Origin of the sequence: Intestinibacillus massiliensis (assembly GCF_900155735.1) — a bacterium.
GTDB classification, from domain to species: Bacteria; Bacillota; Clostridia; order Oscillospirales; family Butyricicoccaceae; genus Intestinibacillus; species Intestinibacillus massiliensis.
Map to the genome: position 1 here is coordinate 84,231 of NZ_LT707060.1, position 23,813 is coordinate 108,043.

The 23,813-nt window shown below is 60.5% G+C and carries 24 protein-coding genes; 21 read left to right on the forward strand and 3 right to left on the reverse strand.

Annotated elements, in window-relative coordinates; all coding sequences use genetic code 11:
- The 15 genes from CZ203_RS11815 to CZ203_RS11885 form a co-directional block, all read left to right on the forward strand.
- Positions 1-386: Maf family protein (locus CZ203_RS11815; protein ID WP_143436237.1), on the forward strand; the 386-nt coding region annotated here is incomplete at its 5' end.
- A gap of 14 nt (positions 387-400) precedes the next feature.
- The gene (gene mreC / locus CZ203_RS11820) at positions 401-1,237 is read left to right on the forward strand and encodes a rod shape-determining protein MreC (RefSeq protein ID WP_159456504.1); all 837 of its coding nucleotides are present in this window, start codon (positions 401-403) and stop codon (positions 1,235-1,237) included.
- A gap of 4 nt (positions 1,238-1,241) precedes the next feature.
- On the forward strand, positions 1,242-1,757 hold the full coding sequence (mreD, locus tag CZ203_RS11825) for a rod shape-determining protein MreD (protein ID WP_087066321.1): 516 nt from the start codon (positions 1,242-1,244) through the stop codon (positions 1,755-1,757).
- Between the two features lie 30 nt (positions 1,758-1,787).
- Entirely contained in the window at positions 1,788-3,842 is a 2,055-nt protein-coding gene (locus tag CZ203_RS11830; protein ID WP_087066322.1) for a penicillin-binding transpeptidase domain-containing protein, read from the forward strand.
- Positions 3,843-3,929: 87 nt separating this feature from the next.
- Complete coding sequence (locus tag CZ203_RS11835) at positions 3,930-4,670, forward strand: nucleotide-binding protein (RefSeq protein WP_087066323.1); 741 nt, start codon at positions 3,930-3,932, stop codon at positions 4,668-4,670.
- A gap of 43 nt (positions 4,671-4,713) precedes the next feature.
- Positions 4,714-5,118, forward strand: a complete 405-nt coding sequence (locus CZ203_RS11840) for a methylglyoxal synthase (RefSeq protein WP_087066324.1) — start codon at positions 4,714-4,716, stop codon at positions 5,116-5,118.
- A 127-nt stretch (positions 5,119-5,245) separates the two neighbouring features.
- Positions 5,246-6,607, forward strand: coding sequence for a histidine--tRNA ligase (gene hisS, locus CZ203_RS11845; RefSeq protein ID WP_087066325.1), 1,362 nt, complete (start codon positions 5,246-5,248; stop codon positions 6,605-6,607).
- 12 nt (positions 6,608-6,619) lie between these two features.
- Positions 6,620-6,847 (forward strand): hypothetical protein, encoded by a 228-nt coding sequence (locus CZ203_RS11850; RefSeq protein ID WP_087066326.1) that lies wholly within the window; start codon positions 6,620-6,622, stop codon positions 6,845-6,847.
- A 6-nt stretch (positions 6,848-6,853) separates the two neighbouring features.
- Positions 6,854-8,665, forward strand: a complete 1,812-nt coding sequence (gene aspS, locus CZ203_RS11855; protein WP_087066327.1) for an aspartate--tRNA ligase — start codon at positions 6,854-6,856, stop codon at positions 8,663-8,665.
- Positions 8,666-8,789: 124 nt separating this feature from the next.
- Complete coding sequence (locus tag CZ203_RS11860; RefSeq protein WP_087066328.1) at positions 8,790-9,668, forward strand: helix-turn-helix transcriptional regulator; 879 nt, start codon at positions 8,790-8,792, stop codon at positions 9,666-9,668.
- A 307-nt stretch (positions 9,669-9,975) separates the two neighbouring features.
- Complete coding sequence (locus tag CZ203_RS11865) at positions 9,976-10,896, forward strand: sugar phosphate isomerase/epimerase family protein (RefSeq protein WP_087066329.1); 921 nt, start codon at positions 9,976-9,978, stop codon at positions 10,894-10,896.
- Between the two features lie 177 nt (positions 10,897-11,073).
- Complete coding sequence (locus tag CZ203_RS11870) at positions 11,074-12,720, forward strand: solute:sodium symporter family transporter (RefSeq protein WP_087066330.1); 1,647 nt, start codon at positions 11,074-11,076, stop codon at positions 12,718-12,720.
- Between the two features lie 280 nt (positions 12,721-13,000).
- A complete protein-coding gene (locus tag CZ203_RS11875) occupies positions 13,001-14,173 on the forward strand; it encodes an iron-containing alcohol dehydrogenase (protein ID WP_087066331.1) in 1,173 nt (390 codons plus the stop codon).
- Between the two features lie 37 nt (positions 14,174-14,210).
- Positions 14,211-14,618, forward strand: a complete 408-nt coding sequence (locus CZ203_RS11880) for a VOC family protein (RefSeq protein WP_087066332.1) — start codon at positions 14,211-14,213, stop codon at positions 14,616-14,618.
- 30 nt (positions 14,619-14,648) lie between these two features.
- Positions 14,649-14,975 carry a hypothetical protein gene (locus CZ203_RS11885; RefSeq protein ID WP_087066333.1) on the forward strand — a complete coding sequence of 109 codons (327 nt, stop codon included), beginning with the start codon at positions 14,649-14,651 and terminating at the stop codon, positions 14,973-14,975.
- Between the two features lie 130 nt (positions 14,976-15,105).
- Here the strand turns inward: CZ203_RS11885 and CZ203_RS11890 are convergent, their stop codons facing one another.
- The gene (locus CZ203_RS11890) at positions 15,106-15,912 is read right to left on the reverse strand and encodes a 5-deoxy-glucuronate isomerase (RefSeq protein WP_087066334.1); all 807 of its coding nucleotides are present in this window, start codon (positions 15,910-15,912) and stop codon (positions 15,106-15,108) included.
- Between the two features lie 115 nt (positions 15,913-16,027).
- Complete coding sequence (locus tag CZ203_RS11895) at positions 16,028-16,783, reverse strand: DeoR/GlpR family DNA-binding transcription regulator (protein ID WP_087066335.1); 756 nt, start codon at positions 16,781-16,783, stop codon at positions 16,028-16,030.
- Between the two features lie 334 nt (positions 16,784-17,117).
- Between CZ203_RS11895 and CZ203_RS11900 the strand changes: the two genes are divergently transcribed.
- Complete coding sequence (locus tag CZ203_RS11900; protein WP_087066796.1) at positions 17,118-17,972, forward strand: transketolase; 855 nt, start codon at positions 17,118-17,120, stop codon at positions 17,970-17,972.
- A gap of 15 nt (positions 17,973-17,987) precedes the next feature.
- Positions 17,988-18,956, forward strand: a complete 969-nt coding sequence (locus tag CZ203_RS11905) for a transketolase family protein (RefSeq protein ID WP_087066336.1) — start codon at positions 17,988-17,990, stop codon at positions 18,954-18,956.
- 49 nt (positions 18,957-19,005) lie between these two features.
- Here the strand turns inward: CZ203_RS11905 and CZ203_RS11910 are convergent, their stop codons facing one another.
- Complete coding sequence (locus CZ203_RS11910) at positions 19,006-19,266, reverse strand: helix-turn-helix domain-containing protein (RefSeq protein WP_087066337.1); 261 nt, start codon at positions 19,264-19,266, stop codon at positions 19,006-19,008.
- A gap of 103 nt (positions 19,267-19,369) precedes the next feature.
- Here CZ203_RS11910 and CZ203_RS11915 point away from each other — a divergent pair, with 103 nt between their 5' ends.
- From CZ203_RS11915 to CZ203_RS11930, 4 genes are all read left to right on the forward strand, one after another.
- Positions 19,370-19,570: a hypothetical protein gene (locus CZ203_RS11915; RefSeq protein WP_087066338.1), complete on the forward strand. Its 201-nt coding sequence runs from the start codon at positions 19,370-19,372 to the stop codon at positions 19,568-19,570.
- A gap of 818 nt (positions 19,571-20,388) precedes the next feature.
- Entirely contained in the window at positions 20,389-21,561 is a 1,173-nt protein-coding gene (locus CZ203_RS11920) for an NAD(P)-dependent malic enzyme (RefSeq protein ID WP_087066339.1), read from the forward strand.
- Positions 21,562-21,783: 222 nt separating this feature from the next.
- Positions 21,784-22,713: a myo-inosose-2 dehydratase gene (iolE, locus tag CZ203_RS11925; protein WP_087066798.1), complete on the forward strand. Its 930-nt coding sequence runs from the start codon at positions 21,784-21,786 to the stop codon at positions 22,711-22,713.
- A 261-nt stretch (positions 22,714-22,974) separates the two neighbouring features.
- A complete protein-coding gene (locus CZ203_RS11930; protein ID WP_087066340.1) occupies positions 22,975-23,514 on the forward strand; it encodes a YcxB family protein in 540 nt (179 codons plus the stop codon).
- The last annotated feature ends 299 nt before the right edge of the window (positions 23,515-23,813 follow it).

The following is a 23,813-nucleotide window of genomic DNA, read 5'->3' on the forward strand; positions in this document are numbered from 1 at the left end:
GCGTGGCGGTCGGCTCGGACACCATGGTCACGGTCGACGGCAAGGCGCTCGGCAAGCCGCGGGACGCGGCGGACGCCGCGCGCATGCTCCGCATGCTGTCCGGCCGCACGCACGAGGTCGTCACGGCGGCCGCGGTCGTCGGGACGGACGGGCGCGAGGATACCGCGCTGAACGTCACGCGCGTCACGTTTTACGCGCTGGACGAACGCGATATCCAGCGTTATGTCGCGACCGGCGAGCCGCTCGACAAGGCGGGTGCTTATGGCATCCAGGGCCGCGGCGCGGTGCTGGTACGCGGCATTGAAGGTGATTTTTACAGCGTTATGGGCCTGCCCGTGGCGCAGCTGGCCAGGCTGCTGCAAGCGCGCGGCCTGCTCGAAGGATAGGGGGAGGGCGGTTCTTGCGAAAGTTTTTTACATCGAAATTCCTGGCGGTGCTGATCATCATCGCGGTGATCTGCCTCGGCCTGGCCATTTACAGCGGCGCCTCGGGCGGCGGCTCGCCCATTTCCGGCGTGGTGGGCACGGTGCTGTCCCCGCTGCAAAAGGGCGTCAGCTTTGTGACGGGGAAGGTCAGCTCCATGTACGGGTACCTGTTTGAATACCAGGCGCTCGAGGAGGAGAACGCCGATCTCAAAAAGCAGGTGCGCGAAATGGAACAGAAGGTGCGGGACGCCGACCTCGCGCTCGACGAGAACGACCGCCTGCGCGCCCTGCTCGGCATCAAGGAGCGCAACCGCGACTTTGTATTTGAAATCTCCGAGGTCATCGCGCGCAGCCCGGGCGACTGGGCGACCACGATCACCCTCGACAAGGGTTCCAAGGCCGGCATCGAGGAGGGCGACTGCGTCATCACCGAGGACGGCATGGTCGGCTATGTGTCGAGCGTCGCGCCCACCTCGAGCGAGGTGACGACGGTCATCGATACCGATATGCAGGCCGGCGCGCTCATCACCCGCACGCGCGACATCGCGATCGCGGAGGGCAACTATGAGCTGATGGCGGAGGGCTTCCTCAAGCTCTCCTATTTAAAGAAGGATGCGGATATCGTTATCGGTGACACGGTGGAGACCTCCGGCCGCGGCGGCATCTTCCCCAAGGGGATCATGATCGGCACGGTCGAGCGCATTATCCCGGAGGAGCACGGCATCTCCAACTACGCGGTGCTGCGCCCGTTTGTGGATATCGAAACGGTCAGCCACGTGTTTGTCATCAAGTCCTTCGACATTACGGAGTAACGCCATGCAGAGAGAACGAATCCCGGTTTTAAAGATCGTGATATACGCGGCGCTGCTCGTGCTGCTGTTTGTGCTGGAGACGGCGAACGGCATGCCCGTGCGGGTGTTCGGCTTCCGGGTCGACGTCCTGCCGTGCGTGATGGCCGCCGCCGCCCTGGTGGACGGGCCGGTCGAAGGCTGTATCCTCGGCCTGCTTACCGGCGTCCTGTACGACGCCGGGTTTACCGGGCCGGAAGGGCTGTACCCGCTGTACTTCATGCTGTTCGGCACGGCAGCGGGCTTTTTCAGCCAGCGCTACCTGCGGCGGATATTCCCGTCCATGCTGCTCATCACGGCGGTATCCATGCTGCTGCTCGACCTCATGCGGTACGGTTTTTCCCTGCTGCTGCGCAATAGCGCCCCGTTCCTGCTGTTTTTCCAGGCAATGTGCGGCGAAACGCTCATTGCCGCCGTGCTGTCCCCGTTCGTGTTCCTGTTGGTGCGCGGGATCAGCCGCAAGTTTGAGCGCATGGCAAAGTAACCCTATGTCTGCTTCGCAAAGGAGAATCCCATGGACAATCAAGCAAAACTGCTCCGCCGCCTGATCGTGCTGTTCCTCGTGCTCGCGCTGTGCGGCGGCACGGCGGTGGCCGCGCTGTTTTCGCTGCAGCTGATCAACGGCGACGAATACCGGGTACAGGCGGAGCGCCGCCTGACCTCCAATATGACGGTGACCGCCTCGCGCGGCGAAATCCTCGACCGCTACGGCCGACCGCTCGTGACGAACCGCACGGTCTTTTCCCTGCGCGTCGACTACGCCTACTGGGACAAGGAAAAGCAGAACGAAACCATCTTGTCGCTGGCGCAGCTTGTGCGCGCGGACGGCGCGACGGTGGAGGACTCCCTGCCGGTGACCGCGGAAGCGCCCTTCGCCTATGTCGGCGAGGAGGAGGATTCCGCGCGCAAGACGCTGGAAAAGTACGCGGAAACCAAGAAACTCGGCACAAAGCTTTCCGCCGGCGCGATGATGGGCGCCCTGCGCGAGCTGTACAAGGTCGACCCGTCCTACTCGGATACGGACGCGCGCACGATCGTGGGCGTGCGCTACGAGATGGCGCAGACCGACTTTTCGCTCTTTTCCCCCTATATGTTCGCGCACGACGTGAGCATGGATTTGGTCTCGAAAGTCAAGGAGCGGCATAAGGATTTTGTTGGCGTCGATATCGAGACCGAGCCGGTGCGCGAATATAAGACCCAGTACGCCGCCCATATCCTCGGCCGCGTCGGCAAGATCTACAAGGAGGAGTGGGAAGGCGAGGACGGCTACAAGGCCAAGGGCTACAATATGAACGCCATCGTCGGCAAGGACGGCATGGAAAAGGTGCTGGAACCCTACCTGCACGGAACGGACGGCAGCCGCTCGGTGGAGACCAACATTTCCGGCAACGTCACCGGCGTCATCAGCTCCGACCCGCCGCAGCCGGGCAACAACTGCATCCTGACCATCGATATCGAGCTGCAAAAGGCCGCTGAGGAGGCGCTGGAAAGCACGATCAAGGGCATCCCGACCGCAAAGACCGGCGCGGCCGTGGTGGTGCAGGTCGGCACGGGCGAGGTGCTCGCCATGGCGTCGTACCCGAGCTATAACCTCGCGACGTTCAACCAGGATTACGACCAGCTGTATAACGACCCGCTCAAGCCCATGATCAACCGCGCCACCATGTCGACCTATGCGCCCGGCTCGACCTACAAGCCCATGGTCGCGCTGGCGGCGCTGCAGGAGGGCGTTATCAATTCGTCCACCACCGTGTACTGTAACCGCGTATACGATTATTTCAAAGGGCAGCGCTTCACCTGCACGGGCTACCACGGGCGGCTCGACGTCGTCCATGCGATCCAGAAATCCTGCAACATCTTCTTTTATGAGACCGGCCGGCAGATGGGCGGCGAAATGATCGAGGATTGGGCGGCAAAATTCGGCCTCGGCCAGAAGACCGGCATCGAACTGGGCGAAGCGGGCTGGAGCGGCGCGGCGGGGCCCGCGCACCGCGAGGCCATGCGGAAGAACAACCCCGCGCTCAACCCCTGGATGCCGGGCGATAACGTGCAGGCGGCTATCGGCCAGTCCGACAACGCCTTTACCCCCATCCAGATCGCAAACTACATCGCGACGCTCGCCTCCGGCGGCAAGCACTACGCGGCGCACCTGCTCAAGAGCGTCAAAAGCTATGACTACAGCGAAACCATCAAGGACGACACGCCCGAGCTGCTCAACACGATCGACATTTCGGAAAAGAACCTTGACCTGGTCAAGGAGGGCATGCACGCCGTCGTGTCCGAAGGCGGTACGGCCGCGCGCATCTTCCGCGATTACCCGATCGCGATCGGCGGCAAATCGGGCACTGCGCAGCTCGGCAAGGACAAAAACGGCGAGAAGATCCCGAACAACGGCGTGTTTGTCGCGTTCGCGCCCTACGACACCCCGGAGATCGCGGTCTGCGTCGTGGTCGAGGGCGGCAACAGCGGCTCGAACGTCGCGCCCGCCGTGCGCGATATCCTCGACGCATACTTCCAGTCCGGGCAGACAAGCGACAATATGCCCGCGCCCTATACGCTTTTACGATAGTTTTTTGCAAAAAATGGCGGGGAAGCCTTGTAACCTGCGCGCTTTTGGTTTATAATTTCCTATATATCGTAAGGATCGGGAGGGTATATGTTTAAGGTAATCGTCATCGCGTCCGGCAAGGGGGGCACAGGCAAAACCTCGCTTTCCGCGGGGGTTGCCACGGCGCTGGCCGATCTCGGCAGGCGGGTGCTCGTCATTGACGGGGACAGCGGGCTGCGGAACCTTGACATTGTACTCGGCATGTCGGACAGCGTGGTATTCAGCTTTGCCGACGTCGCGCGCGGCGTCGTGGCATTGGAAAAGGCGGCCGCCCCGCACCCGGCAATCGAGCGGCTCAGCATGCTGACCGCGCCCGTGGGCGCGCCCGCACTCAGCGAGAACGGGATGCGGCTGCTCGCCGCACAGGCGCAGGAAATGGGGTTCGAGTACGTCGTCATCGACGGCCCCGCCGGGCTTGCACCGGAACTGCGCGCCTTTGCGCAAATCGCAACGCAGGGGATCGTCATTTCCACACCGGACAGCGCCAGCATCCGCGGGGCGGAGCGCGTTGCGCGGCTGCTGGAAGAGGAACATATTATGCGCGTGCGGCTGGTGATCAACCGCATCCGCCCGCGCCTCATCCAGTACGGGCTGGCCTCCAATGTGGACGACGCAATGGACCTGACCGGGCTGCAGCTGCTCGGCATCGTGCCGGAGGACGAGGACGTGATCGCCTGCGGCAACAGTGGGAAAAGTATCCTTAGGATCAAGAAAACAGGTGCATCGCTAGCCTACCGCAATATTGCCCGGCGGCTCGAGGGCGAGCGCCTTCCGGTGATGAAGGTATAGGATGGGCGGGCGACCGCTATAGAAGAAAGGGGCCTATTTTATTATGAATATCGCGCTGATCGCACATGACCGCAAAAAGGAACTGATGGTCCAGTTCTGCATGGCGTACTGCGGCATTTTGGCCAAGCATAACCTCTGCGCCACGGGGACGACCGGCAAGTTCGTCCAGGAGGCGACCGGCCTCAAGATCGAGAGATACCTGGCCGGCATGCAGGGCGGCGAGGAACAGATTTCCGCGCGCGTGGCCTATAACGAGATCGATATGGTGCTCTTCTTCCGCGACCCCATGTCCAACTCGCAATATGAGCCGGACGTACACGCGCTTGCCCGCCTGTGCGACATGCACAATATCCCGATTGCGACCAATGCGGCGACGGCAGAAATGCTGATCCTCGGCCTTGACCGCGGCGACCTGGATTGGCGTATGATCGTCAACCCGCAGCGATAACGCGGGAAGGGCCGCACCCGGCGCCGCCCCATTGCGGGCGGCCGCAGCTTTCCGGGAAAATGTAATTCCGCCCTCCTTTTTTGGGGGGCTTTTTGATGAAAAAACCGTAATTTAGGAGACAGAGCAAATGGAAAAGATCAAACCGCGCACCCTGTCCGGGTTTATGGAGCTGCTCCCTGCCCGCCAGATGCAGATGGAACGCGTGATGCAGGTGCTGCGCGACACCTACGCGCTGTACGGCTTCTATCCGCTGGATACGCCGCTCATCGAGGCTTCCGAGGTGCTGCTTGCCAAGGGCGGTGGCGAGACCGAAAAGCAGATTTACCGCTTCACCAAGGGCGACAGCGACCTGTCGCTGCGCTTCGACCTGACCGTGCCGCTGGCAAAATACGTGGCGCAGAACTACGGCCAGCTCACCTTCCCGTTCCGCCGCTTCCAGATCGGCAAGGTCTACCGCGGCGAGCGCGCGCAGCGCGGCCGGTTCCGCGAATTTTACCAGGCGGATATCGACATTATCGGCGACGGCACGCTCGATATCATCAACGAGGCGGAAATCCCCTCCATCATCTATAAGACCTTTACGGCGCTCGGGCTGCGCCGCTTCAAAATCCGCATCAACAACCGCAAGGTGCTCAACGGCTTCTTCTCCATCCTCGGCCTGACCGGGAAGGCGGGCGACGTGATGCGCACCATCGACAAGCTGGAAAAGATCGGGCCGGACAAGGTGAAGGAAATCCTGACGGGCGATTTCGGCGTCGCGGGCGCGACGGCGGACGAGCTGCTCGCCTTTATCGGCACCCCGGGCGGCACCGCAGGCATCCTCGCGGCGCTCGAGGGCTACCAGGGCAAGGACGAGGTGTTCGACCAGGGCGCGGAGGAGCTGCGCACCGTCGCGCGGTATATGGAGGCCTTCGGCGTGCCGGCGGACCACTTCGAGATCGACCTGACCATCGCGCGCGGCCTGGACTATTACACCGGCACGGTGTACGAGACCGCGATGCTCGACCATCCGGAGATCGGTTCGATCTGCTCGGGCGGCCGCTACGACAATCTCGCAGAGTATTATACCGACAAAAAATTACCCGGCGTAGGCATTTCGATCGGCCTGACGCGCCTGTTCTATGTGCTGGGCGAGCAGGGCTACCTGAACGACGAACAGCCCGCCGCGCCCGCGGACGTGATGATCCTGCCGATGACCGACGATTTCGGCCCCTCGATCGCTCTGGCGACCCGCCTGCGCGAGCAGGGCGTCCGTGTACAGCTGCACTGCGAAAAGAAGAAGTTCAAGGCCAAGATCACCTATGCCGACAAGCTGCACGTGCCCTATGTCATCTTCATGGGCGAGGATGAGATCGCGCAGGGGGTTGTGGCGGTCAAGGATCTCGCGACCGGCGAGCAGACGGTCGGCGATTTTGCGGAGGCCGTGGCGCGCATCAAGGCCGGGCTTGCGGCGAAGGATACAGGCACGGTCATCGTGGACAAGGCGTAAGGCGGCCTGCGGATGAAACGTGCGGTATGGGGCGGCGCGATGCTTTTTTCCGGTATGTTCGGATGGGTGGGGTACACCTTTGCCAAGACGTTCACCGATGCGGCCATGCTGCATGTGGTGTCGGTTTTGCTCGTGCTTGCCGGGCTGGGCATGGCGATGCCTGAAATCATGGCGTATTCCAAGGAAGCCCTTGCCGCCTACAAGCGGCGGCAAGGCCAAAATTCTGAAAACAAGGAATGATATAAAATGGAAACTTCAATTCACGGGATGAAGCGCACGCATATGTGCGGCGACCTGCGCCTTGCGGACGCGGGGCAGACGGTTACGGTCAACGGCTGGGTCGACCGCGTGCGCGACAACGGCGGCGTGCTGTTCCTGCTGGTGCGCGACCGCGCGGGCGTCGTGCAGTGCACCTTCGACAAATCGGTCGACAAGGCGCTGTTTGACGTCGCCTTTACCTGCCGCACGGAATTCGTCGTGGCGGTGCGCGGCAAGCTGGCCGCGCGCGACGCGGCGGCGGTCAACAGCAAGATGCCGACCGGCGAGGTCGAGATCATCGCGGAGGAACTGCGCATCCTGTCCCGCGCCGAGACCACGCCGTTCGAGATCGACGACAGTAAGGAGGTCGGCGACCAGGTGCGCCTGAAGTACCGCTACCTCGACCTGCGCCGCCCGTCCATGCAGAAGAACCTGATGCTGCGCCACCGCGTCACGCAGGTCGCGCGCAATTACTTCGACGAGAACGGCTTCCTCGAAATCGAGACCCCGATGCTGACCAAATCGACGCCCGAGGGCGCGCGCGATTACCTCGTGCCGTCCCGCGTGCATCCGGGCAAGTTCTATGCGCTGCCGCAGTCCCCGCAGCAGTATAAGCAGCTCCTGATGCTGTCGGGCGTTGACCGCTATATGCAGATCACCCGCTGCTTCCGAGATGAGGATTTGCGCGCCGACCGCCAGCCGGAGTTCACGCAGATCGACCTCGAGATGTCCTTCGTCGAGCAGGACGACGTGATCGCCGTCAACGAGGGCTTCCTCCAGCGCGTGTTCAAGGAAGTGCTGGACGTCGAGATCCAGCTCCCGCTGCCGCGCCTGACCTGGCGCGAGGCGATGGACCGTTTCGGCTCGGACAAGCCGGACACGCGCTTCGGCTTTGAGATCAAGGATATTTCCGACATCGCGGCGAAATGCGGCTTTGGCGTGTTTTCCGGCGCGGTCGAGGCGGGCGGCACGGTGCGCCTCATTAACATCAACGGTTACGCCGACAAGTTTCCCCGCAAGGAGATCGACAAGCTGGCCGATTTCGTCAAGACCTACCGCGCCAAGGGGCTTGCCTGGATGAAGCTGGCCGCCGACGGCTCCATGACCTCGTCGTTTGCCAAGTTCCTGACCGAGGACGAAATCGCCGCGATCAAGGCGCGCGCCGACATGCATGAAAACGACGTGCTGTTCGTCGTCGCCGACCCGTCGGAGGAGACCGCGCTCGTCTCGCTCGGCGCACTGCGCTGCGAGCTGGCCCGCCGCCTCGGCCTTGCGAAGAAGGACGAATACAAGCTGCTCTGGGTCACCGAGTTCCCGCAGTTCGAGTACAGCGAGGAGGAGGACCGCCTGGTCGCCAAGCACCACCCCTTCACCGCGCCGATGGACGAGGATGTCGCCCTTTTGGAGACCGACCCCAAGGCGGTGCGCGCCAAGGCGTATGATATCATCTTAAACGGCTGCGAGCTGGGCGGCGGCTCGATCCGTATCCACGACAGCGAATTGCAGACCCGCATGTTCCGCGCGCTCGGCTTTACCGAGGAAAAGGCGAAGGAACAGTTCGGCCACCTGATCACGGCGTTCTCCTACGGCGCGCCCCCGCACGGCGGCTTGGCCTACGGCCTCGACCGGCTTTGCATGCTGCTCGCCGGCCTGGATTCCATCCGCGACGTGATCGCGTTCCCCAAGGTGCAGAACGCGTCCGACCTCATGATGTCCTGCCCGGACACGGTCGACGGCAAGCAGCTCGACGAGCTGTCCATCGCCGTTACCCGCATGGAACCGGCGGGCGACGAGGCATAAATCATAGGCATTTGAGAAAATCCCAAACAAATTGTTTGGGATTTTCTCTTTTTTATCTGTGAAATACTGACAAAAAGCGGGATACGTGTTATGATAGAAATATCTTAGTAAAGGAGGCGGCCGCATGATCCAGTATCAGGTACCCGGCACATGGGAAAGCTGTTTTTTAGATGGGCGCTTGCCCAGGCTGTCCCGTGTGTGCCACATCGACGGGGATAATGGATGGCTGCCGCGCGCCATGCACCTGCACGGGGACGGCGCCGAGCTGGTCTATATTATGGACGGGCACGGCCTACATATGATTGGCGACAACGTCTATCACACCGGCCCGGGCGATGTCCTGATTTACAACGTCGGCGTGCCGCATGACGAACGCCCGCAGGGCGGACCGCTGCGGTATTTTTGCTGTGGGATCACCAGCCTGCGCCTGAAAGGCCTGGCGGAAAACTGCATTTTCCCGCCGGACGTCGAGCCGGTCCTCCATATGGGGGAGGACGGGGAAGGGGTCGGCGCCCTGTTTTCCATGCTGCAGGAAACGGTCGGGCAAGGCGGGCAGTACGCTTCCGAACAGGCGCGCTTCCTGATGATTTCGCTGCTGCTGCGGGTGCTCGAGTATGCCAAGGGGCATGCGGAACCGCGCGCGGCCGCGCCCTATACGCTCGGCCAGCGTATTAAGCAGTACATCGACGAAAATTACCTGCAAAACCTCACGCTGACCTCGATTTCCGAGCATCTCGGGATCAGCCCGTATTACCTTGGCCGCCTGTTCAAGGAAAAGACCGGGTATTCCCCCATGCAGTACATTATCAACCGCCGCATGGGCGAGGCGCAGACCCTGCTGATCACGACGCAGGACTCCGTCACGCGCATTGCCGAGCGGGTCGGCTACGATAACCCGAACTACTTTAACCTGCTGTTTAAGAAGAATATCGGCCTGACGCCGGGGCAGTACCGCAGGGTGGTTTGCGCCCAGGAGGAACGTTTGGCAAAGTATACAAAGTAAGGCTAACAAGGTTATGCAAATCAAATAGGTCAAAACGCACAAATTAATATAAAATAATATAGATATATTGAATAAATAAGACAAGAATATTTAGTGCTATCTGCTGAAAACACGATTTTTCCCTAGGATATGACCAAATAATTGCAAGAATAGAGCAAGATTATAGATTGTCCTGGTAAGGCAAAGCCTATATAATGTAAAGGCTGATAAAGGCGTGCAAGCATGCGTACACGTGCACGCGTGCACAAACATATATGCTTCTCACGGCCGGGGGCCGGGAAAATACGGAAAATGGAGGTTTGTCAGGATGAAAGTAGCATTTGACGTAGACGTACTTGCGAAACAGATGAGCATCAACGACATGGTGCACCAGGTAGCCGACTGGGGCTACAAGTACATCGAGCAGTCGCCGCACCCGCGGATCAACCCGTTCTATAAGCACCCGCTGTTCTCGGAGGAGTGCGAGGCGGAGTACCGGAAGGCGCTGCGCGAGACCGGTGTGGAGATTTCTTCGTTTATCGTGGTATACCGCTGGAGCGGGCCGACGGAGGAGCAGCGCCAGTTTGCGGTCGCGAACTGGAAGAAGATCATCGAGATCGCGGTAAAGATGGGCGTACCGGTCATCAATACGGAGCTATCGGGCGACCCGAACCAGCAGGAGATCTGCAACGGGATGTGGTTCAAGTCGATGGAGGAGCTGCTGCCGATCATCGAGCGCGAGGGCCTGCGTGTGGAGATCCAGTCCCACCCGTACGACTTCTGCGAGCTGAACAACGAGACGGTCGACATGGTCAAGTCGTTCCGCTCGAAGAACCTGGGCTATGTATATTCTTCGCCGCACGGCTTCTTCTACGACCAGGGCAAGGGCGACGTACGCTCGATGCTGCGCTACTGCGGCGACGAGCTGACGCACGTGCTGTTTGCGGACACCTTCAACCAGACGCTGGACTGCCGTTATATCGCGAACCCGCCCTGGCTGAACGGGCGCGGCAAGGCGGACGTCACGATCCATCAGCACCTGATGATGGGCGAGGGCGACGTGGACTTCCCGGGCATCTATGAGACCCTGCGCGAGATGGACTTCGCGCACAAGCAGGAGAAGGCGGACGCCCCGAAGGTCGGCGGCGACAACATCGCCTGCGTCTCCATGTTCGGCTTCCCGGAGAAGATGAACGAGCAGGCGCCGGCCGCGCGCGAGCAGATCGAGCGCGAGCTTCTCGGCAAGTAAGTTACAAGACAAAATATGGGTCGCGGACAAAGTCCGTCCGCGGTCCATATTTTGCGCCTTTTTGCGGTTTGAGGGAACCGTAAATAAGGCCTATAATGTTTACAAATTGCCCAAAATGCTGAGTGAGGACGGCACTTGGGTAGTGTAAAAGTATAAAAGCATAAAAGGGGAAGAATTATGAGTTTCGTCAATTCGCTGGCGTTCACCGCGATTACGTTTATTGCGTTTACCGCGTTGGTCGCCATCATCTCCTGGTGGAAAACCAGAGGTGATAAGCTGGATACCCAGGACGGGTATTACCTGGCAGGCCGCGGCCTGACCGGCCCGATCATCGCAGGCTCCCTGCTGATGACCAACCTGTCCGCAGAGCAGCTGGTCGGTACAAACGGCCAGGCTGTCCGCATCGGTATGGGCCCAATTGCATGGGAAGTCACGGCGGCAATCGCCCTGATCGTCCTGGCATTCTGGCTGATGCCGCAGTACTTAAAGACCGGCCTGACGACCGTGCCGCAGTTCTTTGAGCAGCGCTATGATGCGGGCACCCGCCGTCTGGTATCGTTCATCGTCCTGCTTTCTTACATCGTAATCATGCTGCCGAACATCCTGTATGCCGGCGCACAGGTATTTGTCAAAATCTTTGACCTGCCCGGCCTGACCGGTTGGTCCGAGTTTGCCTGCATCGCCATCGTCTGCGTTGCGACCGCGATCGTCGGTTCGATCTACGCGATCTGCGGCGGCCTGAAGGCAATCGCGCTTTCCGACTCCATCAACGGCCTCGGCCTGATCGTCGGCGGCCTGCTCGTCCCGGTATTCGGCCTGATCGTACTCGGCCAGATGCACGGCGGCGGCTTTGCAGAGGGCCTCGACACCCTGCTGCACGCAAACCCTGAAATGATGAATGCAATCAACCCGGCGGATGCGCCAGAACCCTATATGCCCTGGCCGCTCCTGTTTACCGGTATGTTTATCAATAATATGTATTTCTGGGGTACCAACCAGTCCATCATCCAGCGTACTTTCGGCGCAAAGAACCTGGCGGAAGCGCAGAAGGGCGCGGTACTGGCCGGCTTCCTCAAGATCCTGACCCCGCTGATCGTCGTTATCCCCGGCATCATCGCGTTCCACATGTTTGGGCCTGCCGCCCAGGCAAACGGCGGCGACGCCGGTTACCCGATGCTGGTCGCCGCGGTTATGCCGAAGGCGGTCCTGGGCTTCTTCGCGGCCGTTATGTTCGGCGCGATCCTGTCCTCCTTTAACTCGGTACTGAACTCCGCATCCACCATCTACGCGCTGGATATCCACCGCCCGATGTTCAACCCGACCGCGTCCGACGCTTACATGGTTAAGGTCGGCCAGCGCTTTGGCACCGTGGTTGCGATTGTTTCCACCATCATGTCCCCGTTCATGCTGTACATGGGCGGTATTACGACCTTCGTAAACTCCATGTTCGCCGCGTTCAACACGCCGATCCTGATCTGCCTGGTTTGCGGCTTCTTCTGGAAGAAGGTCCCGACCATTGCGCCGAAGATCATCATCCCGATGCACGTCGTCCTGTACTTCACGCTGCAGTTCGGCCTGCGCAATGTCATCCCGTTCCTGAAGGACATCCACTACCTGTACTTCACCGCGTTCCTGTTCGTTGTGGATATGATCGTGATGTGGTTCATCGTCAAGAAGAACCCGCGTCCGACCGATTTCGTCGTACAGGACGTCAAGGCGGTCGAGCTGACCCCGTGGAAGCATCGCAAGATCTATGCCACGGTCACGCTGGCGGTCATGGTACTGGCCTATATTGTCTTTTCGCCCCTGGTCCTGGGTGCGTAAGGGATTTCCTCATCATACCAAGGAAAAAGCGGCTTCCCCAAAAGGGGAAGCCGCTTTTTTACGTGCCGCCCGTCCGGCTGAACCGGAAGGCGGGCTGTTTCCGCAACCATGTGGCAATTGTGCGCCGCCCTTTTCTGCACCATAACATGGATGCGCGGCTTTTGCAGCCCCCGCTGCCGCGGGCAGCAATATTTTAGCGAAAGGGCTTGCGGCGCCCGGCGGAAACGGGTATCCTAGAGGGGAAGGAAGGGAACACCTGTATTTTGAAAGGGAGTGCCTTATGGAAAACTTTACATTTTATGCGCCGACCTATTTCAGCTTCGGCGACGGCAGCGAGCGGCAGTGCGGCGCGCTGGTACGGCGATTTGGCGGCACCAAGGTGTTGCTGCACTACGGCGGCGGTTCCGTGCGGCGCAACGGCGTGCTGGACAAGGTCGTCGCGTCGCTCACGGACGCGGGGATCCCCTATGTCGAGCTGGGCGGCGTGCAGCCCAACCCGCGCAGCGGGCTGGTATATGAAGGCATCGGCCTGTGCCGCCGCGAAGGCATCGATTTTATCCTGGCCGTCGGCGGCGGCAGCACAATCGATTCCGCCAAGGCGATCGCGGCGGGCGTGCCCTATGACGGCGATTTTTGGGACTATTACGGCACGGGCAAGCCGGTCGATACCGCGTTGCCGGTCGGCACGGTGCTGACCATTGCCGCCGCGGGCAGCGAAGGTTCGCCCGATTCGGTCATCACGCACGAAGAGGGGATGCGCAAGTGGGGGGCCTCCGGCGAGGCGCTCCGCCCGCGTTTTTCCATCCTGAACCCGATGTTTACCTGCACGCTGCCGGCCTACCAGACCGCCTGCGGCGCGACCGACATCATGGCGCACGTGTGCGAGCGGTATTTCACCAATACGGCGGACGTGGAAACGACCGACCGCCTGTGCGAGGCCGTGCTCAAGGCCATGATCACGGAAACGCCGAAGGTGATGGCCGATTTGGGCAATTACCAGGCGCGCGCCAACATCATGTGGGCGGGCATGGTCGCCCATAACAACCTGTGCGGCGTTGGCCGCGCGCAGGACTGGGCGAGCCACGACATCGAGCACGAGCTGTCCGCGAAATACGATGTGGCGCATGGCGCGGGGCTGGCCGTGGTCATGCCCGCCTGGATGACGTATGTGCTGCCGCATGACGTGCAGCGCTTTGCGCAGTTCGCCGTGCGCGTCTGGGGCTGCGACATGGATTTTACCGACCCGGAACGCACCGCGCGCGAGGGCATTGCACGGTTCCGCGCGTTCCTGTCGTCCATCGGCATGCCGCAGGGCTTTGCGGCGCTTGGCGCACGCGAGGAGGATATCCCGGCGCTGGCGGCGCATATCGGCCTGACGGGCGGGCGCACGCTAGGCGGCTTCGTGCCGCTTACGGCCGCGGACGTCGAGGCGATCTACCGCCTCGCGCTATAAATTTTATCAATAACCGTACCATAGGAGGATAAGGCACATGGAAAACCACTTTACCGGCCTGGCGCATGTCGCCGTACTGACGGGGCACCTTGGCGTCAGCATTGACTTTTACGAGCGGATGGGCGGCGTGCTGCGCAAGCGCGGCGAAGCGAAAAAGGCAACGGGCGTCAACCAACTTGCCATCATCGAGCTGGCGGGCTTTGAGATTGAACTCATTGAGCCGCACGACGGCACCGAGGTCACGGCAAAGGGCGGCGCGCTGCCGCATTTCGCCATCCGCGTGGACGACCTGGAGCAGGCGGCGGAGGCGCTGCGGGCGGCCGGGATCGATACGTTCCAGACACCTGCGCCCAACGTGCTGCCCGGCCTGTTCGGCGGCCTGCGCAACTGGTTCCTCGCGGGGCCGAGCGGGGAGCTGATCGAACTGATGCAGCCGATCGCGTAAGCGTATCCCGGGGAAAGGGGGCGGACGGGCATGTATACCCAGTTCGCGGAACTGATGCAGTATTACCATCTGGATTTTGCAATTTACTATCTGACAGTGGCGGCCATGCTGCTCAACAGCCTGAAAATTGCACGGTACGGCCGGGGGATGGACAAGCGGGCGCTCTGCTTTGACCTTGCGGTGGGCGCGGTGCTCCTGGCGGGCGTTGTTTGCGGCTTGGTTTTCCAGGGCGTGCTGCTGGATATCGCGCAGTCCCCGGGGGACGGCTGGCTTGCAAAGGCTGTCCTGGTGCTGGCGGCCGACGCCGCAATGCTCCTTTTCCAGGCCTGCTTGGCCTGGCGGGCGGCGCACAAATAAAAAAAGGGCGTGGAACAATCCGTTCCACGCCCTTTTGTGTGCTTCCAGGAAGCGGCTGGGGCCAGATGCCCCAACAAATCATACTTTTTCCATACGGCCGCGTCTGCACGCCGCCGGCAGGCATATCGCCTTAGTTGCCGGTCGGGCAGTGCCAGATATGGTCGTTCGCGTCGTCCTCGAGCAGCCACAGGTGCTCCTCGTCGTCGATGCGGGTCTTGTCCCACGGGTCGCCCGGCAGGTGGCGGATGCCCCATGCATAGCAGCAGGAGTAGCCCGGCGCGGTGACCTGGGAGTGCATCTTGTCCGTGATGATCGCAAGGCCGTTATGGTGGGTCTCATAGATTTCGCCGTTCGCCCAGCCTGCGCCGAAGCCCATCGGCTTGTCAAAGCGGTAGAAGTAGCACTCCGGCTGCGGGTGGTGGTGCGGCGGGTAGGAGGACCACTTGCCCGGCAGGTTGACGACCTCGCCCAGCACCATGTTGGAGTACGGCGCGTTGTCCAGGTCGAAGCAGGTGCGCACGTCGCGCTTGATGCAGCCCATCAGCTCGCCCTTGTTGCCGCGCGCCCAGGTATCGGTGTCTTCGGGCTTGTACATCTTGTTCGGGAAGGTTTTTTCATTCAGGGTCTTCTGCACATAGATGTTGCAGGGGCCGTGCGCGACGACCTCGACCTTGGTGCCCTTGCAGACGTGCAGGCAGGACGGGTTGTAGTCAAACGGGTTCGGGCGGTCGACGTCATAGGACTCGCCGTCCCACTTGACCGTGCACTTGCCGTCAAATACGAGCACTGCGACTTCCTTTTCCGCCTCTTCACACGTCCAGGTGTCGCCGTCCTCCATGACGAGCAGGCCGACGTCCATCATGGCGTCCTTGCCGATGCCCTCGTCCAGCCGGATATACTCGTTATACCCGCGCTTTACTTCCTTATCAATATACATCTTCAGCATACCTCCTAGTATTTGAAATCTCGGGGATTCAAATATTTCCTATATTGTACCACACAGAGCCCGCGGCTGCAAGGGACGCGGCGCGGGCGGCGCGGTTTTTGCGCGCCTATTCGTAGCGCACGCGCACGCCGCTCGCGGCGAAAAATTTCATGTACTGCTCGGGCGGGCGGCGGTCGGTGACAAAGCCGGTCAGCTCCTCGAGGCGGCAGAAGGTGATGACCGCGTCCCGGTCAAGCTTGGAGCCGTCCGCCATCAGGAAGATGTGCGCCGCGCGCTGCACGACGCCCCGCTTGATCTCGGACTCGAGGAAGGTCGTGTTCATCATGCCGTTTTCGATGGAAACGCCGGTCGCCGCCATAAAGGCCTTGTTGATCTTCATTGTGGACAGCGCCTCGAAGGTGGACAGGCCGACGAAGGAATCGGTCGGCCGCGAGTAAATGCCGCCGAGCGAGATGACGCTCAGGTTCTCGTATTTCGAGGCTTCCGCGAGCGCGCCGAGCGAATGCGTCACGATCGTAATGCGTTTTTTGGCGGCCAGGAATTTGAGCATGCACACCGTGGTGGAGCCGGAATCGAGGAAGATGGTGTCGCCGTCGGCGACCTCTTCGGCGGCCAGGCGGCCGATCAGGGTCTTGTCGGCCGGGTGCAGCCCGGAGCGCACCGGCATGGGCACCGCGCCCGCGGAGGCGATCGCCGTCACGCCGCCGTACACTTTCGCGATGTGGCCGCGGGCCTCGAGCTCGTTCAGGTCGCGGCGGATGGTGTTTTTGGATACGCCGAAGACCTCGCAAAGCTCGTCGATCGTGGCGGTCTCCTTGGATATTACATATTGTTCGATGGAATTGAGCCTGCTAATTTTCAAAACCCTGACACCTCGAATCAGTATTATGTCGGAAAGAGGGGCGCTAGGCCCCTCTCATTTTCCTTATCGATTTCGTATACTTCTAAGTTTATCAGAATTTACTGAAAAATCAACCAACAAAAACCCGGAATTCAAGGATTTCTTACAGAAATATGGAAGGGAGCATATAATGTCGGTAAAATCAGGCAAAGATTTTCCGGACAAAATAGGCGGAGAGCATTGAAATTATGCAAAAAAAATGATAATATCTAAGCAGTGCTACGGCGTATAAAGAGGCGCCGCGGTACGGACTTATGGTTTGCAATGAAAATTTAGGAATAGGCAGGTGTATTTCATGCAGAAAGCAGAGAAAATGCAGGAACTGCGTGTATTCGCGCAGGAAATCAGAATGGAGACGCTGAAGATCATCCATTCCCTGGGCAAGGGCCATGTCGGCGGCGCCATGGGTATGGCGGACGCGATGGCGGTTGTCTACGGCGCGTACATGAAGATCGACCCCAAGAACCCCCGCTGGGAGGACCGTGACTGGTTCATCCTGTCCAAGGGCCACGCGGGCCCGGTCGCTTACGCGACCCTCGGCCTGATGGGCTTCTACCCGGTAGAAGAGGCGTACACCCTCAACCGCCCGGGCACCAACTTCCCGTCCCACACCGACCGCACCAAGACCATCGGCGTTGACCTGACCACGGGCTCCCTGGGCCAGGGCATGTCCGAGGCAGTCGGCGCGGCGCTCGGCAACAAGGTCGACGGCCGTGACAGCCACGTATTCGTAGCCATCGGCGACGGCGAAGCGGATGAAGGCCAGATTTGGGAGGCAGCGGAGTTTGCCGCCCACTACAAGCTGGACCACCTGATCTGCCTGGTCGACAACAACGGCCGCCAGCTCGACGGCGCGGTTGCCGACGTTATGGGCCATGCAAAGGGCCTGGCCGCCAAGTTCGACGCGTTCGGCTGGCATGTCATCCACGTCACGGACGGCAACGACGTAGAGAAGATCTATGACGCAATCGCAGAGGCTTATACCGTAACCGGCAAGCCCACCGCTATCGTCCTCGACACCGTCAAGGGCAAGGGCGCTACCTTCGCTGAGTCTTCCGGCGCGCACAGCTCCGAGCCGACTGCAGAGCAGTGGGATGAGGCTTTTGCGTACGCTGAGAAGCAGATGGCCGAAATCAAGGCCGCGAAGTAAGGGAGGTACGGAATAATGAGCTTTACTCTGATTGGAAAACACGAAAACGACCCTCGCGCAAACCGTGACGGTTACGTCAACGCGATGCTCGAGCTGATGCAGGAAGACAAGTCCGTCGTCCATGTCGACTGCGACCTGATGAACTGCATCAATACCACCAAGCTGCTCAAGGCGTTCCCGGAGCAGACGTTCAACGCCGGCATCGCCGAGCAGAACGCAATGGGCGTAGCGGCCGGCCTGGCTGCGACCGGCAAGAAGGCGTTTATCCACTCCTTCGGCTGCTTCGCTTCCCGCCGTGCCTTTGACCAGGCTTTCCTGTCCTGCGGCTACTCCAAGCTGAACGTCAAGGTCATCGGCTCCGACCCCGGCGTAACCGCTGCGGTCAACGGCGCGACCCACATGCCGTTCGAGGATTGCGGCCTGTACATGAACATCCCGAACTGCGTCGTCATCGATTCCTGCGACTATACCCAGACCTACGCGCTGACCAAGCGCCTGGCGAAGGATTACGACCAGATCTCCTACATGCGCCTCATCCGTAAGGGTCACAAGACCATTTACGGCGACGGCTCCGATTTCGAGATCGGCAAGGGCGTAACCCTGAAGGAAGGCAAGGACGTCACCATCATTTCCTCCGGCATCATGGTCGACAAGGCGCTTGCCGCACAGGAACTGCTGGCGGCTGAGGGCATTTCCGCCAAGGTTATCGACATGCACACCTGGAAGCCGATCGACGAGGAGCTGATCATGGCTTCCGCCAAGGAGACCGGCTGCATCGTTTCCGCTGAGAACCATCAGGTCGAGACCGGCCTGGGCTCCGCGATTGCGAACGTCCTGGTTAAGAACGGCCCTGTCCCGATGGAGATGGTCGGTATCCAGAACCGCTTCGGCGAGGTTGGCCCGGAAGCCGACCTGTGCAAGATCTTCAACCTGACCGCTGAGGATATCGTAGCCGCTGCGAAGAAGGCTATTTCCCGCAAGTAATTAACATTACGCCCGGATGAAAAAAGGGGACGCGAAAGCGTCCCCTTTTTTATTGCATTTCAGGCGATTCGAGTAGCGCGTCGGCAGTCACACCAAAAACGGCCGCGAATGCACGCAGCTCAATATCGGTAACGAACCGTAGCCCGCTTTCAATGCGCTGAATCGCATTCTTATCCAAGTCAATGCCCACAAGCTGCAGTTTGTCGGCCAAAGCCCGCTGGGACAGCTTGCCTTCCTGCTCTTTCCGAAGGCGCATGATATTGTATCCGCAAATGTTCGCACGGCCTTCGGCACTCCGGTTCTTATACATATTCCATCCCTCCAAATTGACATTTAGAGATTGTCAATACAGAAAGTATATGTTATACTGATGTAAATATTGACATTTACTAAATGTCAAACGAGGTGTTTTTATGGATTTTGAAAAAGCGTTTGAAGAAATTATGGGGCAGGAAGAATATGACCGGGCGGAGGAAGCGTTATTCCAGATTGTGCGGGCAGCGTTTAAAGGCGGCTGGCGGGCGGCGCGAAGGGTCGACAATTATCATTTGCGGGATGTGGACGATGAAACGAGGTTTTATTGGTCTTACGAGGCGGACGAACCGGAAAATTAACAAGTGAAGCTTGTTTTGCCAAACGCGCCGCGGGCGCGGGACGGGGTTTGCGGCTGCGCGCCGCAGGCGCCAAAGGGGTATGGGCAAACCTGCGGTTTTCCCGGATCCCTTTGGAATCCCCACCCTTTCCCTTCCGCCGGCGGCGGCTCAAAATGCTGCCCGCATTTTGACCGCCAAACGGCGGGCGGGGGCGTTCCTTTGCGTGCGGCGCGCCGCCCCTTCCGCGAACCAGAGATTAGAGGGTGATGCATGTAAACGGGGATGCGGGTTGCAGGGTAACTTGACGGTGCAGCCCGCCCGTCCGGCACTGCGTGCAGGGTATAAAGTGGGATGTGCCCCAGGGCGCGAACCCCAAGCGCACAGCAGCACGGCGGCGCGGGGCATCACAGTCAAATCGGCAGGAAGCCGTCCCCCAAAACAGCCCCCTTCTTAAAACGGCACGCGGCGTTGCGTGATTGCAGAAGCAGCTACGCCCCCGCGGCGCGCGTCTTAGGAGGACAGGCGCAGCCTGTCCGACGGGTAGCGCGCCAAAGGAGGGGGAGGGGTGTCCAGAGGGACATGGGGGAACCATGGGTTCCCCCATGTCCCTTTGGCCCCTGCGCGGGAGCGCATATCCCCGTCCCGCGCCCGTGGCGCGAATATTCCTACGCGGGCTGCACGCCCCTTACGGCGCGCAGCCGCAAAACCCCGTCCCGCGCATCGGAACGCATAAATTCCTGCCGCATCCGGTTTTTTGTGTAAAATCCCCCCTTTGCAACCCCTTGCTTGTCGTGTACAATATTATTAGAAGAATATGTGCAAATTGGAGGATATCGAAAATGGACGCAAAGGAAAAGGCGCTTCTGGCGCACGAACAGTGGGGCGGCAAGATCGAGGTCGTCGCGCGATGCGAGGTCAAGACCAAGGAGGACCTCTCGGTCGCCTATACCCCCGGCGTGGCAGAGCCTTGCCTGAAAATCCGCGATAATATCGACGACAGCTATAAATATACCCGCCGCCACAACCTCGTCGCGGTCATTACGGACGGTACCGCGGTGCTCGGCCTGGGCGATATCGGCCCGGAAGCCGGTATGCCGGTCATGGAAGGCAAGTGCGCGCTGTTCAAGGCGTTCGCGGATGTGGATGCGTTCCCGCTTTGCGTCAAATCCAAGGATGTGGATGAGATCGTGCGGACGGTGCAGCTGATTTCCGGCTCGTTCGGCGGCATTAACCTGGAGGATATCGCCGCGCCGCGCTGCTTTGAGATCGAGCGCAAGCTCAAGGAGGCCTGCGATATCCCAGTGTTCCATGACGACCAGCACGGCACCGCGGTATGCTGCGGCGCGGCGCTGCTGAACGCCTGCCGCCTGACCGGCCGCAAGGTCGAGGGGATTAAGATGGTGGTCAACGGCTGCGGCGCGGCCGCCATCGCCGTGACAAAGTTCCTGATGTTCCTCGGCGTCAAGGACATCGTGATGTGCGAGCGTTTCGGCATCGTGTGCGAGGGCGACGGGCGCCTGAACCCGGCGCAGGCCGAGATGGCAAAGGTCACGAACCGCGGCCATATGACGGGCACGCTGGCCGACGCGGTCAAGGGCGCGGACGTATTTTTCGGCATGTCCGGCCCACAGGTGCTGACGGCGGACATGGTCGCGACGATGGCGCCCGACCCGATGGTCTTTGCCATGGCGAACCCCGTGCCCGAAATCTGGCCGGAAGACGCTAAAAAGGGCGGCGCGGCGGTCGTCGGTACCGGCCGCTCCGACTATCCGAACCAGATCAACAACGTGCTGGCGTTCCCGGGCATCTTCCGCGGCGCGCTCGACGTGCGCGCAAGCGATATCAATGAGGAGATGAAGCTTGCCGCGGCCAGGGCGATCGCGGAAGTGGTGACGGACGCGGAGCTGGACGCGGAACACATTATGCCGCTGGCGTTCGACGGGCGCGTGACCGAGGCGGTCGCACAGGCGGTCGCACAGGCGGCGCGCGATTCGGGCGTTGCACGGATTTAAGCGCTCCTGCGCGGGGCTTTACGGCAGCATTGCGTGAAAGCGTGAAAATGTATACAATTTAACCGGCAAAACCCGCCGCGACCTGCTTTTGCTTGTGAAAAATTACAAATTCCGTTTGACTTTACCTCCGCTCTCTTATACAATAATAGATAGACAGGACGGGCGTTGCGCCCGGTTTCGCCTGCTATGAAAAAAGTAGAGAAGTATATGGAGGTAAACATTATGTTAGATCCAAAGAAGGTACGCCTGGGTATTTGCCCGATCGGCTGGTCGAATGACGATATGTGGGACCTGGGCGATGAAAATACGTTCCAGCAGTGCATTTCCGAGATGAAGCTTGCCGGTTTTGACGGCTGCGAAGTCGGCCACAAATACCCGGAGGACAAGAAGGTCCTGAAGCACATGCTCGACGCGCGCAACCTGACGATCGCGTCCAAGTGGTTCTCCTCCTTCCTGGTTGACAAGCCGTATGAGGAGACCGAGGCGGAGTTTATCAAGGAGCTTGAATACCTCTCCTATGTCGGCGCGACCGCGATCAACGTTTCCGAGCAGTCCGGCTCGATCCAGGGCATGCTGGACAAGCGCGTGCTCAAGGACAAGCGCGTGATGACCGACGAGGAGTGGACCCGCTTCTGCGACGGCCTCAACAAGCTGGGCAAGCTGTCCATGGAGAAGTACGGCATCCGTACCTGCTTCCACCATCACATGGGCACCGTCTGCCAGACCGTTGAGGAGACCACCCGCCTGATGGAGAACACCGACCCGAAGTACGTTTTCCTGTGCTTCGATACCGGCCACTTCACCTTCGCGGGCGAGGATCCGGTCGCTATGCTGGAGAAGTTCGCAGACCGTGTCGGCCATGTACATCTGAAGAATATGCGTATGCCGATCGTGGACAAGGTCAAGGCGGAGGACTGGTCCTTCCTGAAGGCCGTCCGCGAAGGCGCGTTCACCGTACCGGGCGACCCGGACGGCTGTGTCGAGTTCGACAAGGTTTTCGACCTGCTGGATAAGGCTGGCTACACCGGCTGGATCATGGTCGAAGCGGAGCAGGACCCGGCAAAGGCCAACCCGTTCGAGTACGCCAAGATGGGCCGCGAGTATATCACCGCGCACACCGGCCTGGGCGGCGAAGTTGTCCTGAAGAAGTAAGTTTACATTGCTGCGAAAGCCCCTGTCCCTTGCGGACGGGGGCTTTTTTGTGCCACAGGGCGCTGGGACGCGCGCCGTGCGCCGGGCACGGCGAAACCAAGGCTGGCGGCCAAGGTAAACGGCGCTTTGGGGATTTCAAACGGCACTTTGGAAATCCCGGCTTGTTATTTTGCGCGCGGCATGGTATCATGTTGCCAAACGGCGCAGCGCGCCGCAAAACCGGCGCCGCCCCATGTGCGCGGCCCCAAAGGAGTTTGACAAATGGAGATTACCTACGACATCACGGCAGAGGACTATATCGCCTTCAACCTGGATTACATGCGCAACAACCGCACGTCGAAGCGCAATATCCTCAAGGCGCGGCTGCAGGGCGCGGTACTGATCCTGGCGGCGGGCGGTATCTGCGGGTACCTGCTGAACGCGTATTCGCCCGTGCTGATCGCGATTTTTGTGGCCGCGGCGGTGCTGTACGCCCTCATGATCCCGCGCACCATCACGAAAAAGGTCACAAACAACGTGCGCAAGACCCTCCAGCAGTCCGGCAGCATCGCCTGCGGGCAGAAGTCGCTGGTGCTGGAGGACGGCCGCTTCCGCCTCAAGGGCGCGGGCGAGGACAGCCTGTACGACTATGCCAAGGTGCAGAAGGTTGTGGAGGACGCCGCGCATTTTTACATCTACACCGGACAGATGGAGGCGCTGATCGTGCCGTTCACCGCGTTTGCGGACGCGGCGGCGCGCGCGGCGTTCCTCGCGGACTTTAAGGCGCGCGTCCAGGCGGCGGGCGGCGCGGTGCAGGAATAAGGGAATCCCGTTAAAACGCGCGTTTTTGGCGCTTTTTGCCGTTGACAAATGCGGCTATCAGGTGTAATATAGGTACATTCATAAACTTATTATGCAAAAGCGATGACGGAAAACGCGTTTCCGCATCCTGCGCCCCAAGAGAGCGGCCGCCGTGGCTGGAAGCGGCCGCGGGTGCGGTGGAGATGCAACCGGTTCCTGAGCTTTGCGGGGAAAACCTCCGGTACCGGAGGAGGAACCCGCGACGGGTCGCCCACGTTACGGGCTCCGAGCGGCGGCGCCGCCCTATGGGGCGGGGCTTG

Bases quoted from the DNA above. Each gene is read 5' to 3' on its own strand.
- CZ203_RS11880 (WP_087066332.1), top strand. From the start codon at position 14,211: ATGGAAAACCACTTTACCGGCCTGGCGCATGTCGCCGTACTGACGGGG.
- CZ203_RS11930 (WP_087066340.1), top strand. From the start codon at position 22,975: ATGGAGATTACCTACGACATCACGGCAGAGGACTATATCGCCTTCAAC.
- CZ203_RS11840 (WP_087066324.1), top strand. From the start codon at position 4,714: ATGAATATCGCGCTGATCGCACATGACCGCAAAAAGGAACTGATGGTC.
- CZ203_RS11920 (WP_087066339.1), top strand. From the start codon at position 20,389: ATGGACGCAAAGGAAAAGGCGCTTCTGGCGCACGAACAGTGGGGCGGC.
- mreD (WP_087066321.1), top strand. From the start codon at position 1,242: ATGCAGAGAGAACGAATCCCGGTTTTAAAGATCGTGATATACGCGGCG.
- aspS (WP_087066327.1), top strand. From the start codon at position 6,854: ATGGAAACTTCAATTCACGGGATGAAGCGCACGCATATGTGCGGCGAC.
- CZ203_RS11890 (WP_087066334.1), bottom strand. From the start codon at position 15,912: ATGTATATTGATAAGGAAGTAAAGCGCGGGTATAACGAGTATATCCGG.
- CZ203_RS11835 (WP_087066323.1), top strand. From the start codon at position 3,930: ATGTTTAAGGTAATCGTCATCGCGTCCGGCAAGGGGGGCACAGGCAAA.
- iolE (WP_087066798.1), top strand. From the start codon at position 21,784: ATGTTAGATCCAAAGAAGGTACGCCTGGGTATTTGCCCGATCGGCTGG.
- CZ203_RS11830 (WP_087066322.1), top strand. From the start codon at position 1,788: ATGGACAATCAAGCAAAACTGCTCCGCCGCCTGATCGTGCTGTTCCTC.
- hisS (WP_087066325.1), top strand. From the start codon at position 5,246: ATGGAAAAGATCAAACCGCGCACCCTGTCCGGGTTTATGGAGCTGCTC.
- CZ203_RS11910 (WP_087066337.1), bottom strand. From the start codon at position 19,266: ATGTATAAGAACCGGAGTGCCGAAGGCCGTGCGAACATTTGCGGATAC.
- CZ203_RS11885 (WP_087066333.1), top strand. From the start codon at position 14,649: ATGTATACCCAGTTCGCGGAACTGATGCAGTATTACCATCTGGATTTT.
- CZ203_RS11850 (WP_087066326.1), top strand. From the start codon at position 6,620: ATGAAACGTGCGGTATGGGGCGGCGCGATGCTTTTTTCCGGTATGTTC.
- CZ203_RS11915 (WP_087066338.1), top strand. From the start codon at position 19,370: ATGGATTTTGAAAAAGCGTTTGAAGAAATTATGGGGCAGGAAGAATAT.
- CZ203_RS11875 (WP_087066331.1), top strand. From the start codon at position 13,001: ATGGAAAACTTTACATTTTATGCGCCGACCTATTTCAGCTTCGGCGAC.
- CZ203_RS11865 (WP_087066329.1), top strand. From the start codon at position 9,976: ATGAAAGTAGCATTTGACGTAGACGTACTTGCGAAACAGATGAGCATC.
- CZ203_RS11905 (WP_087066336.1), top strand. From the start codon at position 17,988: ATGAGCTTTACTCTGATTGGAAAACACGAAAACGACCCTCGCGCAAAC.
- CZ203_RS11860 (WP_087066328.1), top strand. From the start codon at position 8,790: ATGATCCAGTATCAGGTACCCGGCACATGGGAAAGCTGTTTTTTAGAT.
- CZ203_RS11870 (WP_087066330.1), top strand. From the start codon at position 11,074: ATGAGTTTCGTCAATTCGCTGGCGTTCACCGCGATTACGTTTATTGCG.
- CZ203_RS11900 (WP_087066796.1), top strand. From the start codon at position 17,118: ATGCAGAAAGCAGAGAAAATGCAGGAACTGCGTGTATTCGCGCAGGAA.